Consider the following 17394-nt stretch of genomic DNA (forward strand, 5'->3'; position numbering starts at 1 on the left):
CTCCCAGCCCTCGTCCGAACTCCATCGCGCCTTTCACAGCCCGTCCGAACTCCATCGCGCCTTTCACAGCCCGTCCGAGCACCATCACGCCTTCCGCAGCTGCCGCCTGAAGGCGGTCATGGTGTCCTCGACGCTGTCGTGCGAGGTGTAGCCCGCCGCGTTGTGGTGCCCGCCGCCACCCAGCGCCGCGCACGCGGCGCCCACGTCGACGGTGCCCTTGGACCTCGTGGACACCTGCCAGGAGCCCTGGTCGTCCTCCTTGAGCACGACCGCCACCTCGGCCTCGTCGGTGCGCCGCACGATGTCGATGATGCCTTCGAGCTCGGCGTACGGCAGCCCGTACGCGGCCCGGTCCACCCGCGTGATGTACGTCCACACCAGGCCGTCCTCCAGCGTCGCCCGGTCGAGCGCGGCCGCCAGCACCTTGAGGTAGGCGAACGGCGAGCGGTCCCACAGCTCGCGGGCGATCTCGTCGGTGCGCAGCCCGGTCGCCACGAGCCTGGAGGCCATCTCGTGCACGGCCGGAGTGGTCGAGGAGTGCCGGAAGGAGCCGGTGTCGGTCACCAGGCCCGCGTACAGGCATGTGGCGATGTCCCGGTCGAGTCGCCCGCCGAGCCGGTAGATGAGCTCCTCGGCCAGCACCGCCGTGGCGGCCGCCGTGGCGTCGATGAGCCCGAGCGTGCCGAAGCCGGCGTTGGACGGGTGGTGGTCGACCACGACGACCTCGCGCGCCCTTGCGGCGTTGTCGCTGAGCAGCCCCAGCCGCTCGAACGTGGAGGTGTCGAATGTGATCAGCAGCTCCGGGGCCGCCGGGTATTCAGCCGGCGGCACCAGCATCTCCTGCCCCGGCAGGAAGCGCAGCAGGCGCGGCACGGCGAAATGGCGGTCGCCGAACGACGCCACCACCCGCTTGCCCATCGAACGCAGGACGAAGGCCACGGCCAGCATCGAGCCGAGCGCGTCCCCGTCGGGCGTCACGTGGCAGGCCAGCGCGATCTCGTCGGCCTTGCCGATGAGGCGCAGCGTGCGATCCCAGGCGCTCTCCGGGATCGCGCCGGCGGCGCCGTTGCTGAAGTCAATGCGGGGCGGGCGCTCAGCCCGGTCGCGTACGTCGGGCGTCACGCCTGTTCGTCCCCTGCTACTTCAGCGCCTATCTCATCTGGTTCCTCATCGGGCTTCTTGTAGGGGTCTGCCTCGCCGGCGTACGCGGCGCCCGCGGCCCGGCGCGCGACCTCGGCGTCCCGCGCCCTGGCGGCGTTGATCAGGTCGTCGAGGTGGCGCGCGTTGTCGGGCAGGGGGTCGTGCGTGAACGTCAGCGTAGGAGCGAAGCGCACGCCGGTCTGGCGGCCGACTTCGGAACGGAGGATCCCCTTGGCGCTTTCAAGGGCGGCCGCGCTGTCGGCGCGCTCGGCCTCGGACCCGAACACCGTGTAGAACACCGTCGCCTCACGCAGGTCAGCGGTGACGCGCGTGTCGGTCACGGTCACGAAGCCCAGGCGCGGGTCCTTGATCCGGCGCTCCAGCATCTCGGCGACGATCTGCTGGATGCGGTCGGCGAGCTTGCGCGCTCGTGCGGCATCCACCATGTTCGCTCCCCCTCACGCACGACCATGGCCGTGCTGTCGTTCATTCTTCGTCGTTGTAGAGGCGCTGCCTGGCCGACAGCAGCTCGATCTCCGGGCGGAAGGCCACCATCCGCTCGCAGGCGTCCATCACCTCTTTGCAGTTGCCCGCGGAGGCGGAGACCACCGCGATGCCGACCTCAGCCCTGCGATGCAGGTCGAGATGGCCGGTCTCGGCCACCGCGATGCCGGGATAACGTCGCTGCAGCTCGGCGATCAGGGGCCGCACGGCAGAGCGCTTCTGCTTCAGCGACCTGACGTCGCCGAGCAGGATGTCCAGGGTCAGAGCACCCACATACATCGTTGGCTACCACCGCTTTGCCTGGTGTGGTGAACGCACGACCCCGGCCTGCTGCGGTGGAAACCAGGCCAGGGCGTGCGAGAGGCGCCCGGCGGATGTCCCGCCGGGCGCCCGGCCGCGTGTCACGCGCGCGGCTTCTCCCGCATCTCGAAGGTCTCGATCACGTCGTCGATCCTGATGTCGTTGTAGCCGACACCGATGCCGCACTCGAAGCCCTCGCGGACCTCGGTCGCGTCATCCTTGAAGCGACGCAGGGACGAGACGGTCAGGTTGTCTGCGACGACGACGCCGTCGCGGATGATCCTGGCCTTGCTGTTGCGGACGATCACGCCGGAGCGGACCAGCGAACCGGCGACGTTGCCGATCTTCGGCACCTTGAAGACCTCGCGGACCTCCGCCGTGCCCATCTGGACCTCTTCGAACTCGGGCTTGAGCATGCCCTTGAGCGCCGCTTCGATTTCCTCGATCGCCTGGTAGATGACCGAGTAGTAGCGGATGTCGACGCCCTCGCGCTCGGCCAGGTCGCGCGCCCGAGGCTCGGGGCGGACGTTGAAGCCGATGATGACCGCGTTGTCGTCGGCGACGGCCAGGTTGACGTCGTACTCGGTGATGGCGCCGACCGCGCGGTGCAGGACACGGAGCCTGACCTCGTCGCCGACGTCGATCTTGAGCAGGGCGTCTTCCAGGGCCTCGACCGAACCGGACACGTCACCCTTGATGATGAGCTTGAGCTCGTCGACGCGGCCCTTCTCGAGGTTGCTGAACAGCTCCTCGAGGGTGAGGCGGCGGCTCGACTTCGCCATGTCCGCGCTGCGCTTGCGCGCCGCGCGCTGCTGGGCGATCTGGCGGGCCATCCGGTCGTCGGTGACGACGATGAAGTTGTCACCGGCGCCCGGCACGGCCGTCAGACCCATCACCAGGACCGGACGGGACGGCGTGGCCTCTTCGACCGCGTCGCCGTTGTCGTCGAGCATCGCGCGGACGCGGCCGTAGGCCTCGCCACACACGATCGAGTCGCCGACGCGCAGCGTGCCGCGCTGGACCAGGACGGTCGCGACGGGGCCACGGCCCTTGTCGAGGTGCGCCTCGATCGCGATGCCCTGGGCGTCCATCGTCGGGTTGGCCCGCAGGTCGAGCTCGGCGTCGGCGGTCAGCAGGATCGCCTCGAGCAGCTCGTCGATGCCCGTGGAGTTCTTCGCCGAGATGTCGACGAACAGCGTCGAACCGCCGAATTCCTCCGCCACCAGGCCGTATTCGGTGAGCTGGGCCCGCACCTTGTTGGGGTCCGCGCCCTCCTTGTCGACCTTGTTGACCGCGACGACGACCGGGACGTCGGCCGCCTGGGCGTGGTTGAGCGCCTCGATGGTCTGCGGCTTCACACCGTCGTCGGCCGCGACCACCAGCACCGCGATGTCGGTGGACTTGGCGCCTCGGGCACGCATGGCGGTGAACGCCTCGTGACCCGGGGTGTCGATGAAGGTGATCCTCCGGTCTTCGCCCTCGTGCTCGGCGGAGACCTGGTAAGCGCCGATGTGCTGGGTGATGCCACCCGCCTCGCGCGCCGCCACGTTGGTCTTGCGGATGGCGTCGAGCAGCTTGGTCTTACCGTGGTCGACGTGACCCATGACGGTCACGACCGGCGGACGCGCGGCCAGGTCGGCCTCGTCGCCCTCGTCCTCGCCGAACTCGATGTCGAAGGCCTCGAGAAGCTCGCGGTCCTCCTCCTCCGGGCTGACGACCTGGATGTTGTAGTCCAGCTCCTGCCCGAGCAGCTGCAGCGTCTCCTCGTTGACCGACTGCGTCGCGGTCACCATCTCGCCGAGGTGCAGCATGATCTGCACGAGCGCGGCGGGGTTGGCGCCGATGCGGTCGGCGAAGTCGGACAGCGACGCGCCGCGCGGCAGGCGGATCGTCGCGCCGTTGCCGCGAGCGACCTGCACGCCGCCGATCGCCGGCGCCGACATGTTGTCGAACTCCTGGCGCCTCTGGCGCTTGGACTTGCGACCACGCGTGGGACGGCCGCCGGGACGCCCGAAGGCTCCCGCGGTGCCGCCACCACGGCCGCGACCGCCGCCGCCGGGACGACCGGCGAAGCCGCCACCGCCGCCACCGGGACCACCGGTACCGGTGCGCTGGCCGGTGCCGGCACCACCCGGGCGACCGGCGAAGCCGCCGCCGCCACCGGGACGACCGCCGCCGCCACCGCCGCCACCGGGACGACCGCCGCCGCCACCGCCGCCACCGGGACGGCCGCCGCCGCCACCGCCGCCACCGGGACGACCGCCGCCGCCACCGCCACCGCCGGGACCGGCAGGACGGCCCTGCGGCATCATCATCGGGTTGGGACGCGGGCCACCAGGACGGGGACCACCCGCACCGGGACCGGGACGCGGACCGCCGGCGGGCGGGCCCGGACGCGGACCGCCGGCACCGGGCCTGGCGTCACCGCCGGAACGGCCCTGCGGCGGACGCGGCATCGCGCCGTCGCGCGGCGGACCATCGCGGCGCTCGCGCTGGCCGGGGCCGCCGCCATCGCGCTGGCCACCGGGACGCGGCGGCCGGGACTGGCCCATGCCGCTGGCGTTGGACGAGAACGGGTTGTTACCCGGACGCGGGCCACGCGGGCCCGGCTTCGGCCCCGGGCCGGGACGCGGACCGCCGCCTTCGCGGGCGCCGCCTTCGCGGGGGCCGCCGGGACGCGGTGCCTGCGCGGCACCGCCGCCGCCACCGCCACCGCCGGGCCCCGGACGGGGGCTCGGGCCGGGCTTGGGACCCGGGCGGGCGGCCGGACCGGGTCGCGGACCCGGAGCCGGAGCCGGACGGGCCGGTGCGCCGCTCTCGAAGCGCGCCTGCGGAGCCTGGGGCGCCTCACCGCGCGGAGCCTCCGGCTGCTGCTGCTGGTGAGGCATGGGAACGGGCGGGCGCGGCTGACCGCCGCCCGCGGGACCCGGACGTGGGCCGGGAGCGGGCTTGGGACCCGGACCCGGACTCGGACGCGGAGGAGCCGGAACCGGCGCCTGCGTGATGCCGTTGCCGGCCTGGCTGTCCGCCAGCCGGGGAGCAGCCCTTGGCGGCTGCGGCTTGTTGGACGGCTGACCGCCGCCCCTCGAGGGCCCACCCTTGGATGCGCCCAGTGCTTCGGTGAGCCTGCGGACCACCGGCGCTTCGATGGTCGAGGACGCCGAACGGACGAACTCTCCCATCTCTTGGAGCTTGGCCATGACGACCTTGCTCTCTACGCCGAACTCCTTAGCGAGCTCGTATACCCGGACCTTCGCCACTGCACTCCCTTACTCGGCCCGGGAGGCTGGCTGTGCCGTCCGGACCGTCGCTACCTTGACGTCTTCATCGCCGCGTGCTCATCAGGCGCTCATAGCAATCTGACTCCGCCCATCAACTCGGCGTCCTACATGACATTTCGTGGTTCTCCTTCTAGGTGCGCCCGCACGGGCGAGATGTCAAGCGGTCCCGTCACGCGGAACGCGCGCGGAAACGCTCGGCGACGCTCGGCGAGCTCCAGACAGCTCAAGGACGGATGCAGCGATGCACCGCGGCCAGGAAGCCGTCCTCGCAGATCAGGGACCACATGATCCTCGACCCGCACCAGGCGGAGCAGCTCGGACTTAGCCGTGCGAACCCTGCAGCCCACACAGGTGCGCTGTGGGGCCGCATGGCCACCATATTCCAGCTTACCGTGTTGACGCATCTACGGAACCGGCCGCATCCTCCGCTTGTGTGTCGGGCCGGATGTCGATCCGCCACCCCGTGAGTCTCGCGGCTAGCCGGGCGTTCTGCCCTTCTTTCCCGATGGCCAGCGAAAGCTGGTAGTCGGGCACGGTGACCCGCGCGACTCGCCCCTCGAGATCGAGAACCTCGACATGTGAAACGCGGGCCGGCGAAAGGGCATTCCCGACGAACTCCCCCGGGTCCTCCGACCAGTCGATGATGTCGATCTTCTCGCCGTGGAGCTCCGCCATCACGTTGCGCACGCGCGAGCCCATCGGCCCGATGCACGCGCCCTTGGCGTTGACGCCGGCCTTCCGCGACCTGACCGCGATCTTCGTACGGTGGCCCGCCTCGCGCGCCACCGCGGCGATCTCCACGGTGCCGTCGGCGATCTCCGGCACCTCCAGCGCGAACAGCTTCTTCACCAGTCCGGGATGCGTGCGCGACAGGCTGACGGAGGGTCCCTTGTGACCCTTCTTCACCTGCACCACGTAGGCGCGGATGCGCTCTCCGTGCACGTATTCCTCGCCGGGCACCTGCTCGGCGTGCGGCAGCACGGCCTCGATCTTGCCCAGGTCGACCAGCACCACGCGGGGGTCCTTGCCCTGCTGGATGACGCCGGAGACCAGCTCGCCCTCACGGCTGGCGAACTCGCCGAAGTTGATCTCGTCTTCCGCGTCGCGCAGCTGCTGCAGGATGACCTGCTTGGCGGTGGTGGCGGCGATCCTGCTGAAGTTGCCAGGCGTGTCGTCGTATTCCCTGACGACCTCGCCGTCCTCGTCCAGCTCCGCTGCCCAGATCGTGACGTGACCGGTGCTCCTGTCGAGCTCGGCGCGCGCCTTGGAGGCCGCGCCCTCGGTGCGGATGTACGCGATCAGCAGCGCGTCCTCGATCGCCTTGACCACCAGGTCGAAGGAGATGTCCTTTTCGCGTTCCAGGCTGCGCAGGACGCTCATGTCGATGTCCACGGCGGCTCCCCCTTAGCCTTCGTCGCCGTCGACGTCGTCGATCCGGCGGAACTCCACCTGCACCCGTCCCCGGGTCAGGTCCTCGTAATCAAGCCTGCGCGCGGTGCCCGCGACGTCGATGTCGACGCCGCTGTCGTCCGCCGCCAAAATCCGGCCCTCCACCTCGGTGCCGTCTCTCATCTCGGCCTTCACCAGGCGCTTGGCCGCGCGCCGCCAGTGGCGCGGCTCGGTGAGAGGGCGGTCGACGCCCGGCGAGGAGACCTCGAGCGTGTAAGCCGCCTGGCCCATCGCGTCGTCGTCGTCCAGCGCCGCGGAGACGGCCTGGCTCACGTCGGCCACGTCGTCGAGACTCACGCCGCCGTCACGGTCGACGATCACGCGTAGCAGTCTTCGTCTGCCTGCCTGGGTGACCGTGATGTCCTCCAGGTCGAGGCCCTCCGCGCTGACCACGGGCTCCAGGAGCTTCATCAGGTGGTCGCGGGGTGATTCGCTGCCCATATCGACCTCCCCTATTGTCATGTCTCAGCCGGGCGGACCTCGCCACTGGCTCTCCGCCGTCTGGCCGCTCAGCCAGCGACGACAGTTGACACCCTATCCGCATGGGGGCACGGAAAGAGCGCCACTCGGCCCGGTCGAATGGCGAGCGTCGCCTGACAGCGATCCCGGGCACCAGCCCGTACGATGCTATCTGGGTCCGTAGTCACTGGAGGTCTCTGCTCGTGCGCCCGCGTCACCTCTCCCGGCGAGTCTTGCTGGCGGGCGGAGCGGCCGCTCTCACCGCCTGCAGCGCGTCCGGCCCTCCGCAGCCGTCCGCCAAGGCCCCCGACTCGCCCGAGACGCGCCTGGTGAAAGAGCTGATCGCCGACAAGGAGCGGACGATCGCGCTCTATTCGTCGCTGATCGCGGGAGGGGCGCGCAAGCTCGTCCCCTTCAGGGATCGCCATCAGGCCCATCTCAACGAGCTGCGCAAGCACGTCACGGTCACCGCACCGGCCTCGCCCACCGCGTCGGCATCGGCGTCGCCGTCGCCGTCGCCGACCGCCACGCAGAAGGCGTCGCTGTCGCGGCTGCGGGAGCTGGAGCGCAGGTCGGCGGCGCTGCGGCCGCGCCAGCTCGCGAGCGTCTCGCCCGGGATGGCCCAGCTCATCGCCAGCATCGGCGCCTGCGAGGCGGCTCACGTCGTGGCCCTGCCGAGGTCGCTGTGAGCATGGCCGACGACATCGAGAAACTACGCAAGGCGCTGGCGGCCGAGCACGCGGCGCTGTTCGCGTACGGGCTGCTGGGGGCGCGGACCTCCGGGTCGCTGCGGGCCAGGATGACCGCGGCCTTCGACGCCCACCGGGCGCGCCGTGACCAGTTGCGCGCGTTCATCACGACACGTGGCGGCAAGCCCGCCGAGCCGGACGCGTCCTACGCGCTGCCGTTCTTCCCCTCCGACGCCGCGCTGGCCGCCAGGCTGGCGGTGCACCTGGAGACCGGGGTCGCGGCCGCCTATCTGGAGCTGGCGGCCGCCCAGGACGTGTCGCTGCGCCGCCACGCCGCGCTGGCCATGCAGGAGGCGACGACCCGTTCGTACGCCTTCCGCCCCGCCCAGCCGGCGGCCTTCCCCGGCATGCCGGTCGCGGCGACGCCGGCCCCCTCGCCCTCACCTGTACAGGACGGAGAGTAAGTCCGGGCCGAGGCGTTCCACGGCGGCGGCGTCGAGCTGGTAATAGACGACTGAGCCGCGCCGGTGCGTGTGGACGAGCTGGGCCTCCCTGAGCCTGCGCAGGTGTCTGGAGACCTGGGGCGCGGTCATGCCGAGTTGCGTGGCGAGCTCGGCGGTGGCCACCGGGTTGCGCAGGATCGCATAGCAGAGCCGCAGCCTGGTCGGATCCTGGAGGGCGGCGAGCCTGCGCCTGACGGTCTCCAGCGTCGGGGTGGCGGGTTCGTCGGCGCCGTACTGGATGACGACGGGATAGCCGGGATAGTGCTTGATCACAAAGTGCGGCCGGCCGTGGACGGTGGGGACGATCAGGCACGGGCGTCCGGGGTGCACGCGGGCGGTGGCGGCGTACAGCTTGTCGAACACGATCCGCACCGGCCCGTCCGGGGTGCTCGTGGCGGCGGCGGTCGGCAGGTCGGCCAGGGCCAGGGCGCCGCGTCTGCGCACGTCCCGCTCGCGCAGCGCGCCGTCACGGTCGAGGTCGGGGCGCAGCGCGGGCCACTCGGCGTCGAAGGCCGCGGCGGCGAACGCGGTGAGGAACCCGAGCAGCTCGCCGCGGAACGCCTCCGGGTCGGCGCGCAGCCTGGCGCCGATCTCCATGCGGCTGGTGGAGATCAGCCGCAGCCGGTGCAGCATGTCGTCGCCGAGACTGAGAGCGGGCACGGCGCCGTTCTTGCCGATCAAGGCCTGCACGGTCATCGCCACGAAGTCGCCGATCGGCAGCTCGGCCACCTCCCGCAGCTCGCCGGCGAGCGTACGCCGTGGGCCCGGCGACAGCGGCAGCAGGTAGCGGGCGCGGAAGGCGCCCCAGAGCGGTGCCCAGGCGGCGGCCGTGGCCAGCAGCCCGCCGTCCGTCTCGCGGTGCGCTCTGGCGACCCAGCGCGCGCTGGCGGGGTGGTGTCCGGGCTCGTCGAGGACATGCAGGCAGGCGCACAGCTCGGCCAGTGGCGACTGCTGCACGGCGATGGCTCCGGCGCCGGATGGGTCGAGGAGGAGCGTGACAGCCACCCTGCAGATTACCGCGTTACCGTCAATCTCCTTGTGCTTGAACCGTTGTTTACGCAGGCTGACAGCCCATGACTGAGGCACTGCACGTGGTCAGGCACCCGACCGAGTTCTACTCGGCGGGCGCCACGACCGTCTTCGCGTCGCGTTTCGACCAGAGATTCTCCTACTGCTTGTACGTCCCGTCCGCGCACGACCCGGACGGGACGCCGTTGCCGCTCGCCGTCCTGCAGCACGGCACGGGCCGGCGCGGCCCGCAGTACCGTGACAACTTCGCCGGGTGGGCCGAGGAGCACGGCTGCATGGTGCTCGCGCCGCTCTTCCCCGCCGGCATCGGCGACCCGGACGACCTGCACAACTTCAAGTTCCTCCGGTACGGCGACATCCGCTTCGACCACGTGCTGCTGGCCATGGTCGAGGAGGTCGGCGCGCGCTTCCACGTGGACACCGGGCGGTTCCTGCTGCACGGATTCTCCGGCGGGGGCCAGTTCGTGCACCGGTTCGGCTACCTGCATCCCGACCGGCTCGCCGGATTGTCGATCGGTGCGCCGGGGCGAATCACGTACATCGATCACAGCAGCCCCTGGTGGATCGGGCTGAAGGGGTTCGAGGAGGAGTTCGGCTGCGCTCCGCGGGTGGCGGAGCTGCGGGACGTGCCGGTGCAGATGGTCGTGGGCAGCGCCGACGTGGAGACCTGGGAGATCAACAACCAGGGCGACAGCAACTGGATGGACGGCGCGGACGCCCACGGGGTCACCCGCGTCGATCGGCTCATGGCACTGCGCGACAACTTCCAGGCCCACTGGATCGACGTGCGGTTCGACGTCGTGCCCGGCGTGGGCCACGACCCGATGCGGGTGCTCGGGCCGGTCAAGGACTTCTTCACCTCACTTCTCACCCCCCGGGAGTCATCATGAAGATCAACCTGTTCGCCGTCGTGGCGGCGGCCGCCACGCTCGCCGGCTGCGCCGTGGGCGAGAGCGCCGAGGCGGGCGGCGGCTACCCCGCCAAGGCCCTGTCGATCATGGCCCCGGGCAGCCCCGGCGGCGGCTGGGACACGCGGGCCCGCGGCATCGCCAGCTCGCTCAGCGAGTGCAAGGTGGCCGACGTGGACGCCACGGTCACCAACGTGCCGGGCGCGGGCGGCACGATCGGGCTGGCCCAGTTCGCCAAGCGGAAAGGCGATCCGTACCAGCTCATGGTCATGGACAGCGTGACCATGCTGGGCGGCATCGTGAACAACAAGTCGCCGGTCGACCTGTCGACGCTCACGCCCGTGGCCGGGCTGAGCCGTGGGCCGAGCGCGATCGTGGTGGCGAAGAAGTCGCCGTACCAGGACCTGAAGTCGCTGCTCGACGCGATGGAGGCCAAGCCTCGCAGCGTCAAGTGGACGGGCGGCTCCCTCGGCGGGCCCGGTCAGATGACGGTGGCGGGCCTGGCCAAGGGCAGGGGCGTCGCGGCCAAGGACATCAACTTCGTGCCCACGGCGGGCGGCGGCGAGTCGATGAACCTCCTGCTCAGCGGCGCCGCCACGGTGGGCATCGACACCGTCGCGGAGCTGCGCCCCCAGATCGACGCGGGCGAGCTCAAAGTGCTCGCGGTGGACTCCGAGCAGCGGGTGCAGGCGGTGGACGCGCCCACGATGAAGGAGCTGGGCCTGGCCGGCGAGGCGGTCTCCACGCTGGCCGGCGTGCTCGCTCCGGCCGGGCTGACCAAAGAGCAGCAGCAGGACGTGATCGGCCTGCTCGACAAGGTGCGCCAGACGCCCTGCTGGAAGAAGGTCTTGGAGCGCAACAACTGGACCGAGGACTGGCGGCCGGGCGCGGAGTTCGGCGAGGTCCTGGCCCAGCAGCGCACGCAGGTCACCGCCATCCTCGGTGAGCTGGGGCTCGGCAAGTGACGCAGCGGATCGTCTCGGCCGGCTTCCTGCTGGCGGCCGTGGTCGTGCTCGCCCAGGCGTTCGCGATCCCGCTGGGAGACGGCTATCAGGCGGTCGGGCCGCGTGCGTTCCCGCTGCTCGTGGGCGGCGGGCTGGCCGTGGTGGCGGTCATCGGGGTCGTCCAGGCGTTCCGGGCGCCGGAGGACTCCTCGGAGGAGACGCACTGGCCGTCGGTGCTGATGCTGGTGGGCGCGCTGGCGGGCTACGCGCTGCTCCTCGTGCCGGCCGGCTACTGGCAGGCCACGACGGTGTTCTTCGCCGTCGTCGCCAGGGTGCTGGGCAGCCGGCGGCTGGTTCGTGACGTACTGGTGGGGCTGGTGCTGGCGCTGGCCACGCACTTCCTGTTCGACCGGCTCCTCGGCATCGCGCTGCCGCCGGGCCTGATCAGATTGGCGATCTGAGATGGACGTGCTCGGCAACCTGCTCGACGGGTTCGGCCACGCCCTGAGCCTGCAGAACCTGCTGCTGGCCGTGCTCGGCGTCACCCTGGGCACGCTGGTGGGCGTGCTGCCCGGGCTCGGGCCCGCGACCACCATCGCGTTGCTGCTGCCGCTGACGTTCGTGTTCGACCCGGTGGGCGCGTTCGTGATGTTCGCCGGGATCTACTACGGCGGCATGTACGGCGGCTCCACGACCGCGATCCTGCTCAACATCCCGGGCGAGACGGCCTCGATCCCCACGACGCTCGAGGGCTATCCGATGGCCAGGCGGGGCCGGGCGGGCGCGGCGCTGGCGACGGCGGCCATCGGCTCGTTCGTGGCGGGCACGATCTCCACGGTCGTCATCACGTTCCTGGCCCCCGGCATGTCGAACATCGCCAAGCTGATCCAGCCGGCCGAATACTTCTCGATCATGGTGCTCGCGTTCGTGACGGTCACCTCGCTGATGGGCGACTCGATCGTACGGGGGCTGTCGAGCCTGTTCCTCGGCCTGGTGATCGGGATGGTGGGCATCGACCAGATGACCGGGCAGCCGCGCTTCGCGTTCGGGGTCCCGGAACTGTACGAAGGGCTGTCGGTGGTGGCGGTCGCGGTCGGGCTGTTCGCGGTGGCGGAGGCGGTCTCCACCGCCGCCGCGCGGCACCGGCCCGCACAGGCGCCGGTCACGGTGGCCGGAAAGGTCGGGATGACGCGGGAGGACTGGGGCAGGTCGTGGCGGCCGTGGCTGCGCGGGACCCTGTTCGGGCTGCCCATCGGATCTCTGCCGGCCGGCGGGGCCGAGTTGCCGACGTTCCTGAGCTACAACGTCGAAAAGCGGCTGTCCAAGCACAAGGAGGAGTTCGGGCAGGGAGCCATCGAGGGGGTGGCCGGGCCTGAGGCGGCCAACAACGCGGCGTTCTCGGGTGTGCTGGTGCCGCTGCTCACGCTCGGCATTCCGACGTCGGCCACGGCGAGCATGCTGCTGATCGCGTTCCAGATCTACAACGTGCAGCCTGGGCCGCAGCTCTTCGACCAGCAGCCGGTGCTGGTGTGGACGCTGATCGCGAGTCTTTATATCGGGAATGTGATGCTGCTGGTGCTGAACCTGCCGTTGATCCGGGTGTGGGTGAAGCTGCTCAGCGTGCCGGCCGCGCTGCTGACGGCGGCGATCCTGACGTTCGCGACGCTGGGGGTCTACTCGATCTCGCAGAGCGTGTTCGAGGTGCTGGTGGCCTACGGGTTCGGGCTGCTGGGGTGGGTGTTGCACCGGGCCCGGTATCCGGTGGCTCCCTTGATTTTGGGGGCGGTGCTGGGGCCGTTGATGGAGGTGCAGTTCCGGCGGGCGCTGGCGTTCAGCGAGGGTGACCCCTCCGTCTTCGTGACGCGGCCGGTGTCGCTGGCGATCCTGCTCGTTGCGGCGGGTTGCCTGGTGGGGCCGGTGCTGTTGCGCCGCCGCGCGAAGGAGCCCGTCCGGGCTGCTTGAGGAGACATGCCCGTGCAGGGACCCGGTCGGACGACATGCCCGTGCAAGGACCCAATCGGACGACGTGCGCGATGAGAGGCACGCCGAGCCGAGCGGGTCCTGCGGGGCGGGTCCGCGGTGTGCGGGCGGAAGCGTCAGGCGATGGCGGCGGCGATGCGGTCGGCGGCCTCGGCGACGGGGATCTCCGACCTCTCGCCGGAGACCCGGTCGCGGAGCTCCACGACGCCCTGCGTCAGCCCGCGCCCGACCACCACGATCGTCGGCACCCCGAGCAGCTCGGCGTCCTTGAACTTCACGCCCGGCGACACCTGCGGCCGGTCGTCCACCAGGACGCGCAGCCCGCGCGACTCCAGCTCCGCGCCCAGCTCCAGGGCCGCCTCGACCTGGTGCTCCTTGCCCGTGCCGACGATGTGCACGTCGGCCGGGGCGACCTCGCGCGGCCACACCAGCCCGAGCGCGTCGTAGGCCTGCTCGGCGATGACCGCCACGGCGCGCGAGACGCCGACGCCGTAGGAGCCCATCGTGATGCGGATCGGCTTGCCGTCGGGGCCGAGGGCGTCGAGGCCGGCGGCGTCGGCGTATTTGCGGCCGAGCTGGAAGATGTGGCCGATCTCGATGCCCCGGTCGATGGACAGCTCCGCGCCGCAACGGGGGCAGGGGTCCCCGGCGCGCACCTCGGCGGCCTCGATCGTGCCGTCAGGGATGAAGTCGCGGCCCGCGACCACGTCGGCGGCGTGCTTGCCCGCCTCGTTGGCCCCGGTCACCCAGGAGGTGCCGGTGACCACGCGGGGGTCGACGAGGTAGCGGATGCCGAGCTCGCGCAGGACCTGCGGCCCGATGTAGCCGCGGACGAGGCCGGGGTGCTTGGCGAAGTCGGCGGCCTCGAAGATGGCGGGCTCGCCGGGCGCCAGCGCCGCCTCCAGGCGCTTGAAGTCCACCTCGCGGTCGCCCGGAACGCCGATGATGAGCGTCTCGATCTTGTCGGAGCCCGGCGTCGTGATCTTGACGACGACGTTCTTCAACGTCTCGGCGGCGGTGATGGACAGGCCGTGGTGCTCGTTGACGTACGACACCAGCGACTCGATGGTCGGCGTGTCCGGCGTGTCCAGGACCTTCAGCGGGGGCAGGTCGTCGTATGAGCGGGCGGCGGGCGCCGTCGTGGTGACGGCCTCGGCGTTGGCCGCGTAGCCGCAGGAGTGGCAGGCCACGAACGTGTCCTCGCCGGTGGGCGTGGGCGCCAGGAACTCCTCCGACGCCGAGCCGCCCATCGCCCCGGACTGGGCGAACACGATCTTGTAGTGGATGCCGAGCCGGTCGAACGTCCGGATGTAGGCCTCGCGGTGCTGCTCGTAGGAGCGCTTGAGGCCATCGTCGTCGAGGTCGAACGAGTAGGAGTCCTTCATGAGGAACTCGCGGCCCCGCAGGATGCCCGCCCTGGGCCTGGCCTCGTCGCGGTATTTGGTCTGGATCTGGTAAAGGGTGACCGGATAATCCTTGTAGGAGGAGTATTCGCCCTTGACCATGTCGGTGAAGAGCTCCTCGTGCGTGGGACCGAGGAGGTAGTCGGCGCCCTTGCGGTCCTGGAGCCTGAACAGCGTGTCGCCGTATTCGGTCCAGCGGCCGGTGGCCTCGTAGTATTCGCGGGGCAGCAGGGCGGGGAAGAGCACCTCCTGGGCGCCCATCCGGTCCATCTCCTCGCGGACGATCCTGGTGACGTTTTCCAGCACCATCTTGCCCAGGGGCAGCCAGGAGTAGATCCCGGGCGCCACGCGGCGGACGTAGCCGGCGCGGACCAGGAGCTTGTGGCTCGGCACTTCCGCGTCTGCCGGGTCGTCCCGCAGGGTGCGAAGAAACAACGACGACATGCGCAGCAACACGGCTACTCCTTGCTCGAACCTGGATGTGGAGGACTACAGGCTATCGACTCGGAGCGACCACGCGCTCGCGCTTATCCACAGGCTCAGACCGTCAGGGGGAGCCAACCGGTCACGAGGGCCGCCAGGAGGATCGTGAGCAGGCCCGCGAAGACCACCGACAGCGCCATCGCGCGCACCCGCGCCCGGGCGTTCCTTCGCAGCACGAGCACCAGCGCGATCGACAGCAGCCCGGCCACCAGCGCGGGCATCGGCCAGAACGACTGCCCGCCGTCGATGAGCCCGGGCGTCGCGCGGTCCGCCACGTCCGCGATCAGCGCCGCGCCGAGCGCGCCCGCCGCGAGGTCGCCCCAGGCGTCGTCCCTGCGGGTGACGTACGCCAGCAGGCCCAGGCCGACGAGCAGGGCGAGGGTCCAGTTGAGCCCGGCGGCGCTGCCACCGATGACGTCGAAGGCGAGGTCGCCGCGCATCGTGCTCGCGCCCATGGCCGCGACCAGCGTGGAGACCGCCGCCAGGAACGTCGTCACGAGCGCCCACCCGAACCCCGACGCCCTGACCCCGACGACCACGGACAGGGCGAGATAGACGTACGGGTCGTAGAGCCGGCCGACCCATTCGGGGTCGCGGCCGGAGATGAGCATGCCGACGAGCCCGACGGCGAGTCCGCCGAGGAAGGCCGCCACGAGATGACGTTCGATGCCGCGCTGCCGCCGGTCGTACTCGGCGAAGTCGGCATAGTCGATTGCGGTGTTGTCCATCTCCATTCCCTGGTCAACCCACCTGTGGGGCGCTTCTAGGGATGACCACAATCAGACTATGTAACCCTCCCAAAAAGGCAAATTTCGGTCATAACGCCGCTAACAAGCAATCGCTTGGTTAACATGTTCCCCGTGTCGCTTCCCGATGAGCTCCGCGCCGTCGTCCGTGACTATCTCGCCGGCCGTCCCGGCGCGCCGTGGCAGGCGTTCGCGCGCGACGTGGGCGTCGCGGGGCTGCTCGTCCCCGAGGAACACGGCGGAGCAGGATGCGGGCCCGCCGAGATGGCCGCCGTGGCGGAGGAGCTTGGGCGGGTCCTGTCGCCCCATCCGTTCCTGCAGTCGGCGGTGATGGCCGTCGAGGCGATCAAGGCGAGCGGGGCGTTCGCGCTGCTGCCCGAGCTGGCCGCGGGCGCGACGACCGCGACCGTGGTGCTGCCGGGGGACGGGGACCTGCGGCTGGAGGGCAACCTGCTCACGGGTGTGGTCCCGTACGCGCTCGAAGGCGACCTGGTGTTCGTCTACGCCGGCGGGCTGCTGCTGGACGCCGCGCCCACGCGGCGGGAGCCGCATCGGACCATGGACGAGAGCAGGCCGCTGACGCGGCTGACGTTCGAGAGCGTCCCGGTACGGCGCCTCGGCGACGGCGCCGCGTGGGCCCGCGTGCGGGACCTCGGCATCGCCGCGCTGGCCGCCGAGCAGGTGGGCGGGGCGGCGCGGTGCCTGGAGATGGCGGTCGAGCACGCCACGCGCCGGCGGCAGTTCGGGCGGCCGATCGGGTCGTTCCAGGCGATCAAGCACAAGCTGGCCGACGTGCTGCTCCTGGTGGAGTCGGCCAGATCGGCGGCCGGGGCGGCGGCCCGCGACGGGGTGTTCGCGGCGATCGCGGGGTCGTACTGCACGGAGGCCTATCTGACGGCGGCGGGCGAGAACATCCAGGTCCACGGCGGGATCGGGATCACCTGGGAGCACCCCGCGCACCGCTACTTCAAGCGGGCCACCTCAGACGCGCAGCTCTTCTGCCCGCCCGAGGCCCACCGCGCCCGGCTCGCGGCTCACATCTTCGGATAACCCCGCACTTCCACACGCCGGCCGCTCCCGCGGCGGGCTACCCGCCCAGCAGCTCTTCCCAGGGATGGCGGGCGTTGGTCCGGCGGGTGGTGTCGAGGGCCTCGGCCAGGCGCCAGAACCCGGGACGGGCGCGTACGGTGGCCCGGCCCATCGGGTCGATCGCCCGCAGCTCGAAGCGCACGCCCATCACGTCGAGCACCGCCGAGCCGGCGCCGCCCGGACCCACCTCGGTGACGAGCGAGCCGTCGTAGCCGGGGTCGCGCACCTGCTCGGCCAGCAGGCTGGCCACCTCCGACGCGTATGGGCCGTCGCGCCACTCGATGTGCCAGCTGTGGTCGGAACCGCGCCACCAGGTCAGGTCGCGGCACGACTCGATGAAGTCCGCCTCGGTCGCGAGCGCGGCCATCACCCGGCCGAACGCCTCATACCGGCGGGCACTCGTGAGCGAGAGATCGTCGTCGCCGTGATCGGGGACGGCACCATCCTTCGGCCGCCGTAGCGCGTGCTTCCGCTTCACAGGCACCCA

The 17394-nt window shown here is 71.1% G+C and carries 18 protein-coding genes; 7 read left to right on the top strand and 11 right to left on the bottom strand.

Going from position 1 to position 17394, the window contains the following annotated elements; genetic code table 11:
* Positions 1-84: 84 nt before the first annotated feature.
* The 7 genes from ACTMTI_RS08385 to rimP all read right to left on the bottom strand — a co-directional run bounded on the left by ACTMTI_RS08385 (position 85) and on the right by rimP (position 7115).
* A complete protein-coding gene (locus tag ACTMTI_RS08385) occupies positions 85-1122 on the bottom strand; it encodes a DHH family phosphoesterase (protein ID WP_441119294.1) in 1038 nt (345 codons plus the stop codon).
* Entirely contained in the window at positions 1119-1586 is a 468-nt protein-coding gene (gene rbfA, locus ACTMTI_RS08390) for a 30S ribosome-binding factor RbfA (protein ID WP_441119295.1), read from the bottom strand. Before rbfA ends, ACTMTI_RS08385 begins: the two co-directional genes overlap by 4 nt.
* Positions 1587-1626: 40 nt before the next feature.
* Positions 1627-1923, bottom strand: a complete 297-nt coding sequence (locus ACTMTI_RS08395) for a DUF503 domain-containing protein (protein ID WP_441119296.1) — start codon at positions 1921-1923, stop codon at positions 1627-1629.
* Between the two features lie 122 nt (positions 1924-2045).
* Positions 2046-5204, bottom strand: coding sequence for a translation initiation factor IF-2 (infB, locus tag ACTMTI_RS08400; RefSeq protein WP_441119297.1), 3159 nt, complete (start codon positions 5202-5204; stop codon positions 2046-2048).
* Positions 5205-5329: 125 nt separating this feature from the next.
* Positions 5330-5629 carry a YlxR family protein gene (locus tag ACTMTI_RS08405; RefSeq protein WP_441119298.1) on the bottom strand — a complete coding sequence of 100 codons (300 nt, stop codon included), beginning with the start codon at positions 5627-5629 and terminating at the stop codon, positions 5330-5332.
* A complete protein-coding gene (nusA, locus tag ACTMTI_RS08410) occupies positions 5613-6617 on the bottom strand; it encodes a transcription termination factor NusA (RefSeq protein ID WP_441119299.1) in 1005 nt (334 codons plus the stop codon). Before nusA ends, ACTMTI_RS08405 begins: the two co-directional genes overlap by 17 nt.
* Positions 6618-6629: 12 nt before the next feature.
* Positions 6630-7115, bottom strand: coding sequence for a ribosome maturation factor RimP (gene rimP, locus ACTMTI_RS08415; protein ID WP_441119300.1), 486 nt, complete (start codon positions 7113-7115; stop codon positions 6630-6632).
* Between the two features lie 221 nt (positions 7116-7336).
* Between rimP and ACTMTI_RS08420 the strand changes: the two genes are divergently transcribed.
* Both ACTMTI_RS08420 and ACTMTI_RS08425 read left to right on the top strand, forming a co-directional pair.
* Positions 7337-7822, top strand: a complete 486-nt coding sequence (locus tag ACTMTI_RS08420; protein WP_441119301.1) for a hypothetical protein — start codon at positions 7337-7339, stop codon at positions 7820-7822.
* 2 nt (positions 7823-7824) lie between these two features.
* A complete protein-coding gene (locus ACTMTI_RS08425; RefSeq protein ID WP_441119302.1) occupies positions 7825-8286 on the top strand; it encodes a ferritin-like domain-containing protein in 462 nt (153 codons plus the stop codon).
* Here ACTMTI_RS08425 and ACTMTI_RS08430 read toward each other — a convergent pair.
* Positions 8263-9330, bottom strand: coding sequence for a DUF5937 family protein (locus tag ACTMTI_RS08430; RefSeq protein ID WP_441119303.1), 1068 nt, complete (start codon positions 9328-9330; stop codon positions 8263-8265). The genes ACTMTI_RS08425 and ACTMTI_RS08430 overlap by 24 nt on opposite strands.
* A 68-nt stretch (positions 9331-9398) precedes the next feature.
* Here ACTMTI_RS08430 and ACTMTI_RS08435 point away from each other — a divergent pair, with 68 nt between their 5' ends.
* The 4 genes from ACTMTI_RS08435 to ACTMTI_RS08450 are packed head-to-tail and all read left to right on the top strand — an operon-like array spanning position 9399 to position 13168.
* On the top strand, positions 9399-10244 hold the full coding sequence (locus ACTMTI_RS08435; RefSeq protein WP_441119304.1) for a hypothetical protein: 846 nt from the start codon (positions 9399-9401) through the stop codon (positions 10242-10244).
* Complete coding sequence (locus tag ACTMTI_RS08440; RefSeq protein WP_441119305.1) at positions 10241-11227, top strand: Bug family tripartite tricarboxylate transporter substrate binding protein; 987 nt, start codon at positions 10241-10243, stop codon at positions 11225-11227. The genes ACTMTI_RS08435 and ACTMTI_RS08440 overlap by 4 nt, the downstream gene beginning before the upstream one ends.
* Positions 11224-11667, top strand: a complete 444-nt coding sequence (locus ACTMTI_RS08445; protein ID WP_441119306.1) for a tripartite tricarboxylate transporter TctB family protein — start codon at positions 11224-11226, stop codon at positions 11665-11667. Before ACTMTI_RS08440 ends, ACTMTI_RS08445 begins: the two co-directional genes overlap by 4 nt.
* Position 11668: 1 nt before the next feature.
* The gene (locus ACTMTI_RS08450; protein WP_441119307.1) at positions 11669-13168 is read left to right on the top strand and encodes a tripartite tricarboxylate transporter permease; all 1500 of its coding nucleotides are present in this window, start codon (positions 11669-11671) and stop codon (positions 13166-13168) included.
* Positions 13169-13302: 134 nt separating this feature from the next.
* Here the strand turns inward: ACTMTI_RS08450 and ACTMTI_RS08455 are convergent, their stop codons facing one another.
* The gene (locus ACTMTI_RS08455) at positions 13303-15045 is read right to left on the bottom strand and encodes a proline--tRNA ligase (RefSeq protein WP_441119308.1); all 1743 of its coding nucleotides are present in this window, start codon (positions 15043-15045) and stop codon (positions 13303-13305) included.
* A gap of 83 nt (positions 15046-15128) precedes the next feature.
* Positions 15129-15800 carry a hypothetical protein gene (locus ACTMTI_RS08460; protein WP_441119309.1) on the bottom strand — a complete coding sequence of 224 codons (672 nt, stop codon included), beginning with the start codon at positions 15798-15800 and terminating at the stop codon, positions 15129-15131.
* A gap of 132 nt (positions 15801-15932) precedes the next feature.
* On the opposite strand from ACTMTI_RS08460, the gene ACTMTI_RS08465 reads away from it, so the two are divergent.
* Positions 15933-16868 (top strand): acyl-CoA dehydrogenase family protein, encoded by a 936-nt coding sequence (locus tag ACTMTI_RS08465; RefSeq protein WP_441119310.1) that lies wholly within the window; start codon positions 15933-15935, stop codon positions 16866-16868.
* 37 nt (positions 16869-16905) lie between these two features.
* Here ACTMTI_RS08465 and ACTMTI_RS08470 read toward each other — a convergent pair whose 3' ends face one another.
* Positions 16906-17385, bottom strand: coding sequence for a hypothetical protein (locus tag ACTMTI_RS08470; RefSeq protein WP_441119311.1), 480 nt, complete (start codon positions 17383-17385; stop codon positions 16906-16908).
* Positions 17386-17394: the final 9 nt, after the last annotated feature.

Source organism: Nonomuraea sp. H19 (assembly GCF_052068215.1).
Classification (GTDB): Bacteria; Actinomycetota; Actinomycetes; order Streptosporangiales; family Streptosporangiaceae; genus Nonomuraea.